This is a genomic window from Litchfieldella qijiaojingensis, from assembly GCF_014651875.1.
GTDB lineage: Bacteria > Pseudomonadota > Gammaproteobacteria > Pseudomonadales > Halomonadaceae > Litchfieldella > Litchfieldella qijiaojingensis.
The window spans coordinates 1-5,973 of the sequence record NZ_BMXS01000048.1; the positions used below are offsets into that span (position 1 = coordinate 1).

Genomic DNA, 5,973 nt, shown 5'->3' on the forward strand with positions numbered 1-5,973 from the left:
TAACGACGCCCACTGCGAAGGAGGACGACACCTCACACACCCCTGAAGCTGTTCCGATGAAAGAGCACTGATGAAAACCGGACAATCTGAATTGATGAAAAACGGACAACCTTCAGTGACGTTGACAGACGCGATACTGGTGCAGAAATTCCGGGTCGAAGTCGGCCACTACGCCGGGCTCCAGCGTACGAATCATCCGGTACCGGTGGGCCAACTGGCGAGTCAGTCGCTTCGCCAGAGGACTATCGTCGCTTGCCGGGGGCTTGGGCGCCTTGCGCTTGAACAGGGCATGGCTCGTCTCGGTGGGGGTGAGCGTGACGACGACCTTGCCCCGTGCCTTGTCGAGTTGCTGCCAGGAAGTGATCGGCAGGACGAGATGGATCTGGCTGCCGGTGGGCAGGCGTTCGACTTGCTGGTTGGTCAGCCGCTGCGCCAGCGCCAACAGGGCGGGGTTGTGACCGACAAGGGTGAGACAGTCGTCATCGAGGTTGGCGTCTTTCAACCAGCGACGCAGCCTCTTTTCTTCGAAGGTGTAGAGTGCCGGGTGGTAGTGGACTCGTTCGCTCAGCGTCAGTTCGGGAAGCGCCGCGTCGAATCCCTCCAGTGTCTGGCGCACCCGGCTCGCATCGCTGGCGTGGATGGCGCCATCGAACGCGCCCAGTGCTTGCAATGGCTTGGCCATGGCCTCTGCTTGCCGCCGGCCGTGGCGCTTCAAGGGGCGCTCATGGTCGGCAAGTGAACCGTCGGCCCAGCTCGACTTGGCATGGCGGATCAGGAACAACTGCTTCATGGTCACCCACCCCGTTTCGGCTTGCGGAGATCGTCACATTGCCCCCTCAATGGTAGACGACGATGTCCACTGCCCTCGAAGCGAAAGCACAGGCGCCACTGCTCCCCACTGCACCTCCGCGATCGATTGTAAATGCCTGTCCTCGGAAGCCATCCACCAGATTTGACGATAACTCTTGCACAGACTGTTTCCGGTACTACGATGCAATAATGATACATAAATTAACAAGAATAGGTTGCGTAGCATGGGCATTCTTTATCTGCACGTTGGCACTCACAAGACCGGCACCTCCTCGTTTCAGGCATACCTTTCGGACCACGTGGAGCGCTTGAAGGAGGACGGTATCGCAGTTTATAGGGATCGCGTGCGAAATCGGCACTCCACGAATTGCATCGTCACGGCCAATAGTGTTCTTCGAAAAGGTCTTCGGACGGTCGCACGCAGGTCTGGAATCCTTCGGCCTGCCGGCTGGCTGCGCTGCCACGCCGCCCGGGGCGACCTCTTGCGCTTCTTGATGATGAATTCGAAGCAATCGGTTGTTCTGAGCGCTGAGGCTTTGTGCTTCGCACGTGAGCCATCCGAAATGGAGAGGGTGAGAAAGCTTCTAAAGGGCGCACCCCACCAGATTGTTCCCGTCCTTTGCGTGCGTGAAGAAACTGGTTGGCGCACCAGTTGGTTCGATTATTTGGATCGGTGGGAAAAGAACTCCATTCTTGATGCTGGTACTGGCACTGACAACGTTCGTGAACCTTGGTATTTTGACGTCGATGCAATTCGCAGCTTCTGGTCGCAACTGGGGCCGCTGGTTGAGATCGATTATGATGCTGCGGTCCGCGAAGAAAGCAGCGTTCTTCCGGCCCTTCTGCGGGCGATGAACCTCCCTCTGGTGGCCTCGCTAGACTCATATGCCCTCAACAGGCGCGCTGAACATGTTCCGTCGTTGCAGCGCTGAACCTCCCACGCATCCCAGACACGATTCAAGCACTGAGGTTGAACGTTCAGCATACTGAAGTGCTCCCACTGAGGTGGGGGTTTGACTGGCGTATGTCACTGTTGGTAGCGCCGATAAATCGTTAAAACCTAATTTAGCTGTATTTGCTAAGCATTCCTTCCAGTTTCTGATTCGCTGGGCTGAGTCTGCAAGATAATCCTACCTTGTAGCAATAAATTACAAGTCGTAATGCTTAGTAACGTATATGCTGGTCTCAGGAGCTGATTCCCACTGTGGTCAATTGAGCGGCCGGGGCACGGCAGACGCTATGGAGAGTTCAGGACAAGAACAAGCTGATTGCGGGTATGCAGCAGCTTCTGAGCGACGGTGAAGTGCCGAGGTCGTTGAGTGGGCGCTGTTTCCGCTTGGTAGTATCTGTCAGTCAAGACTAACACTAGCGCAGGATTGGTATAGGGGTTGTGCCTCATGACTGAGCTTCATGCTGTTACACGAGACTATAAAGAGTGGTCTAGAAAAAAGCCGTCTTCGCTTGATTATCTCCGTCATGCCGCAAAAAAGAGTGGGCGAAAGCCAATGGATCTGTCTTGTGAATATGCCAGGTTGCAGTATGGTCGTGGAAAGCTAACACTACCTGAATATGTTCGGTACGGAGTTTATGAAACGGATCTCCATAGTCGGGAAGACCAAGCTCGTTTCATTACCAACAAGCTGCATTGGCCGATTGTTAGAAAATGCTTTGATATGTCTTGGCAGGCGGCAACCGAAGACAAGTGGCTTTGTTCGCACACCCTTGCTCATTCGGAGATAAAAATCCCAGAGACGTTGGCTGTCATAGATAAAACGGATCGTGCTTATCCGGGAACACATAAAATCTCAACAGCAGAAAGTCTTCGCGATTTCTTTAACTCACAAGATGTTTTGCCGTGCTTTGCAAAGGAAAATCGAGGAATTTGTAGTTTTGGTGCATTTTTGGTTTTAGATGCCGATAGGGATAAGGTGAATTTGAAAGGTGAAGGTTGGCTGGATTACGAAACCTGTATGAATCAATTTATTGGTGATACTCCTTATCTTGTTCAAAAACTTCAGCGCAACCACTCATTTTTTGATCAATATACTGAAAATCTCGCTACCGTTCGTGTATATGTTCTGGTCACCGAAAGAGGAATTAGCACTCCTTTCGCATGTTTGAAATTACCTTCACGCGATAACGTGGCCGACAGTTTTTGGCGCCCCGGGAATCTTGCTTGCGACCTTGACCCAAAAACAGGTGAAATACTTACCATTCGTTCTCAGCATCGTGTTGGAATAAGTGACCATGCTGAACATCCGGAAACCGGTAAGTCTATATTGGGAGAGACCGTTCCGTTATGGGGCCGCGTTATGGATCTAGTCCATAGCTGTGCATCCATTTTTTATCAGGTTAAGTATCAGTCCATGGATATTGCTGTCACCCAAGACGGACCTGTCCTTATCGAGATAAATACAGGTGGTGGGTTTGACCTTCCGCAACTTGCCAGTGGAAGGGGATTTCTTACTGATGAAGTGTGTGAGCTCTTTCGGTCTTGTGGTTATCGGAAATTATAACCGACTGATTAATTCTCGTTGTGGCGGCTGCTTTTCTTGACCTAGAGCACAGTACGGGTTGCCAGGTGAGCTGTGACAAGAAAAAAGACCAGAAATTCATAGGCTTGGAGGAAAGTCCAAGATGAATTATTTACCAGGTTTTTACACAGCAGAATCGATTCCAGAGGCTGTGAAATACGAAGTCCTTGAGCTTCTCGAAAGTGGAGAGCTTTTTCGGTACTCCTCAGAATCAGAATCCTCTGTCTCGAGACTGGAAATGGAATTCGCAGAGCTAATGGACATGCCTTTTGCTCTGGCTGTAAGTTCCTGTTCATCCGCACTATTTTTGTCCCTGAAGGCGATTGGATTGGAGCCAGGCAGTAAGGTGATGATCCCTGCTTTTACCTTTTCAGCGGTTCCTTCAGCAGTTGTTCATGCCGGCTGTGTTCCTGTTCTTGTGAATGTGGCTGATAATTATCGAATTGAAATGGAAGAGTTTGAACAGAAATTGTCGGAAGGTATTGATGCCGTTATCGTTAGCCACATGCGTGGTCATATTTCGGATATGGATGCAATAGTCGACCTTTGTGAGGAGCGAGGTGTCCCCATAATTGAAGATGCAGCCCACGCCCTTGGAGCGACATGGTCTGGACGGAAGATAGGTACGATAGGTCAGGTTGGGTGCTTTTCATTTCAGTCATATAAGTTGATTAATGCCGGCGAAGGCGGAATACTCGTTACACGTGATGTCGATATAATTGCACGTGCCGTTCTCATGTCAGGCGCTTACGAGCATAACTGGAAAAAACACCCGAAAATTAATCACCGATTCACCTTTTGGCAAAATAAACTTCCTCTCTTCAACATGCGTATGAGCAATCTCACGGCAGCAGTTGCAGGACCACAAATCCGTGAGGTGTCTCAGCGAGTCAAAGCCGGCCAAGCCAACTATGACTATGTGGCCAAGATTCTGAATGCTTCAGACTGGTTACATGTTCCATCGCCACTCGAAAAAGAAGTTAGAGCGCCAGACTCAATCCAATTTAATTTATGTGGCTTCGATTCTGATGAGGACGCTAAAGAATTTCAGAGAAGAGCTGGTGGTAAGGGGGCTGAGGTGCAGATATTTGGTCTATCAGAGGATAATGCAAGGGCTTTCTGGAACTGGAAATTTATTCATCCTCAAAACGACCTGTCACCAACTCGAAACGTGCTAGTACGGGCATGTGATGTTCGCTTGCCAGTTAATCTTAGTAAGAAAGATCTGGACTTGATTGCTTCAGCACTTGTCGAGTCTGTCAGGGAGGTCAAGGAAATGAGCTGTCCAGTTGATTACGCGTATGGTCCCGAAGCGCAATAGCTTATATTACGAGCCATACTGCGCCTCCACGCTCAGGTGCGCTACCCTCCAGTAACGCCGAAGGAGCGGCATGTCATTCCTCTGCCGTGGAGAAATCGTCGTGTCATCGCGCAGCCTGATGTTCGTCGTCACCCTGGTCCTGCCCCTGTCGGCGCTGGCCGAGGCGCCCAACCTCACGCCCGGGGAGTGGGAGTTCGTCACCAGTACCACGGTAGAAGGAGACTTCTCGATTCCCGATGAAACCATGACCACTCGCGAATGCCTGACCCAGGAAACCATCGACGAGGCCAATGCCGGTTTCATCCAGGAGGAAGAGGGCTGCGAGGTCCTCGAACAGAATGCCAGCCGTGATTCCATGAGCTACCGCATGGCTTGCGCCGGTGAGGGTGGCGAGGCGACCGTCACCGGTAACATGCGGTATATGGAGTACCGCACCGAAGGCACCATGCGCGTGGAAACCACCACGCCCATGGGCGACATGATCATGAATACCGAGATCGAGGGACGCCGCGTGGGTAGCTGCTGATCTCAGCCCGAGGAGGCTTCACCGCTCACCACGCGTTCGGGCCCTTCGGGCAGATGCTTGACCCATTCCTTGGCGGCTTCCTTGTCGTGGTTGGAGAAGACGCGCACTTCCAGTGGCTTGAACAGATGGGTCTCGAGCTGGGCGATGGGGCGCACCCAGCGCCGGTCGGTCACCACCGCGACTCGGTAGAAGTGCTGCAGGTCGCCGAGCTGGGTCAAGCCATAGCCCAAGTCGCGCAACACTGCGGTAGCGGTCATCCAGCGCATCTCGTCGATTTCGGCATACATGCTCACCCGTGGGTGGGTCTTCTTGACTTCCTCGGTGGCATCTATGGCCTGTTGCAGGTCGTCGGCGTCGACCCTCCCGCTGGCCCGGAAGGCCACTACGTGGGCGGCGCCCGGGGGAAGCAGTTCGATCATAAGCGCTCGCTCTCCTGATCCTGGGCTTATCTTTACCTGAGCATAGCAGGCCGGTGCGTGGCGGTGGTTTGCAGGGACTAAAGGCACCCAAGTTGTTGGAGCGGCTTTAGCCGCGATTCCGGCCGCCAGGCCGGCTAGGGGGCATGGCCATCGCGCCCACGGGCGCTCCTACGAGGGGACGGTGGCACAGCTTATGTAGGAGCCGCCGTGGCGGCGATCCGGCCATCAGGCCGGCTTTTGGGGGGCATGGCCATCGCGCCCACGGGCGCTCCTACGAGGGACGGTGGCACAGCTGCTGTAGGGGCCGCCGTGGCGGCGATCCGGCCGTCAGGCCGGCTTGGGAGGCATAGCCATCGCGCCCAC

At 53.4% G+C, this 5,973-nt stretch carries 6 protein-coding genes; 4 read left to right on the forward strand and 2 right to left on the reverse strand.

The genetic code is table 11. The features are described from left to right. Window positions 1–112 precede the first annotated feature (112 nt). Window positions 113–790: a SixA phosphatase family protein gene (locus IE093_RS21970; RefSeq protein ID WP_189473038.1), complete on the reverse strand. Its 678-nt coding sequence runs from the start codon at window positions 788–790 to the stop codon at window positions 113–115. Window positions 791–1,034: 244 nt separating this feature from the next. On the opposite strand from IE093_RS21970, the gene IE093_RS21975 reads away from it, so the two are divergent. The 4 genes from IE093_RS21975 to IE093_RS21990 all read left to right on the forward strand — a co-directional run bounded on the left by IE093_RS21975 (window position 1,035) and on the right by IE093_RS21990 (window position 5,191). Further along, on the forward strand, window positions 1,035–1,742 hold the full coding sequence (locus IE093_RS21975; RefSeq protein ID WP_189473040.1) for a hypothetical protein: 708 nt from the start codon (window positions 1,035–1,037) through the stop codon (window positions 1,740–1,742). Window positions 1,743–2,207: 465 nt separating this feature from the next. Next, window positions 2,208–3,326: a sugar-transfer associated ATP-grasp domain-containing protein gene (locus IE093_RS21980; RefSeq protein ID WP_189473042.1), complete on the forward strand. Its 1,119-nt coding sequence runs from the start codon at window positions 2,208–2,210 to the stop codon at window positions 3,324–3,326. A 121-nt stretch (window positions 3,327–3,447) separates the two neighbouring features. Beyond that, window positions 3,448–4,665: a DegT/DnrJ/EryC1/StrS family aminotransferase gene (locus IE093_RS21985; protein WP_189473044.1), complete on the forward strand. Its 1,218-nt coding sequence runs from the start codon at window positions 3,448–3,450 to the stop codon at window positions 4,663–4,665. Between the two features lie 70 nt (window positions 4,666–4,735). Next, the gene (locus IE093_RS21990) at window positions 4,736–5,191 is read left to right on the forward strand and encodes a DUF3617 domain-containing protein (RefSeq protein WP_229803892.1); all 456 of its coding nucleotides are present in this window, start codon (window positions 4,736–4,738) and stop codon (window positions 5,189–5,191) included. 2 nt (window positions 5,192–5,193) lie between these two features. On the opposite strand, the gene IE093_RS21995 is transcribed toward IE093_RS21990, so the two are convergent. Next, entirely contained in the window at window positions 5,194–5,610 is a 417-nt protein-coding gene (locus tag IE093_RS21995) for a SpoIIAA family protein (protein WP_189473046.1), read from the reverse strand. Window positions 5,611–5,973 lie beyond the last annotated feature (363 nt).